Genomic DNA, 901 nt, shown 5'->3' with positions numbered 1-901 from the left:
CCGCCGCCAGCCGACTCCTTCTTCGGAGCCTCCGCGATCATGGCTTCGGTGGTGACCAGCAGGCCGGCGACCGAGGCCGCGTCCTGCAGAGCCGTGCGCACAACCTTGACCGGATCGACGATACCCATGGCGATCATGTCGCCATATTCGCCGGTCTGGGCGTTGTAGCCGAAGGTCGGGCCCTTGTTCTCAAGGATCTTGCCGGCAACGATCGATGCTTCCGCACCGGCGTTGGCCGCGATCTGGCGGGCCGGAGCCTGCAGGGCGCGACGCACGATGGCGATGCCGGCGGTCTGGTCGGAGTTGGCGCCACTGACTGTGATGGCCAGCGAAGCGCGCAGCAGCGCGACGCCGCCGCCGGGAACAATGCCTTCTTCGACGGCCGCACGGGTCGCGTTGAGGGCGTCATCGACGCGGTCCTTCTTTTCCTTGACTTCCACTTCGGTCGCACCGCCGACGCGGATGACGGCAACGCCGCCCGCCAGCTTGGCGAGACGTTCCTGCAGCTTCTCTTTATCGTAGTCCGAGGTGGTCTCCTCGATCTGCTGCTTGATCTGGGCAACGCGGCCCTGGATTTCGGCCTTCTTGCCGGCGCCGTCGACGATGGTGGTGTTCTCCTTGGAGATCGACACCTTCTTGGCGCGGCCGAGCATGTTCAGGCCGACATTCTCGAGCTTGATGCCGAGGTCTTCGGAAATGACCTGGCCACCGGTGAGGATGGCGATGTCTTCCAGCATGGCCTTGCGGCGATCGCCGAAGCCCGGCGCCTTGACGGCAGCGATCTTCAGGCCGCCACGCAGCTTGTTGACGACCAGCGTGGCCAAGGCCTCGCCTTCGACGTCTTCCGAGATGATGACCAGCGGCTTCGAGGTCTGCACGACAGCCTCGAGGATCGGCAGCA

1 protein-coding gene is annotated in these 901 nt (G+C 65.1%); it reads right to left on the bottom strand.

All coding sequences use genetic code 11. The features are described from left to right. On the bottom strand, positions 1-901 hold a 901-nt coding region (gene groEL / locus AC0L2P_RS32165), incomplete at both ends, for a chaperonin GroEL (protein WP_473507240.1).

The organism is Mesorhizobium sp. WSM4836 (assembly GCF_055811815.1).
This window is presented reverse-complemented; position numbering and strand designations above follow the sequence as displayed.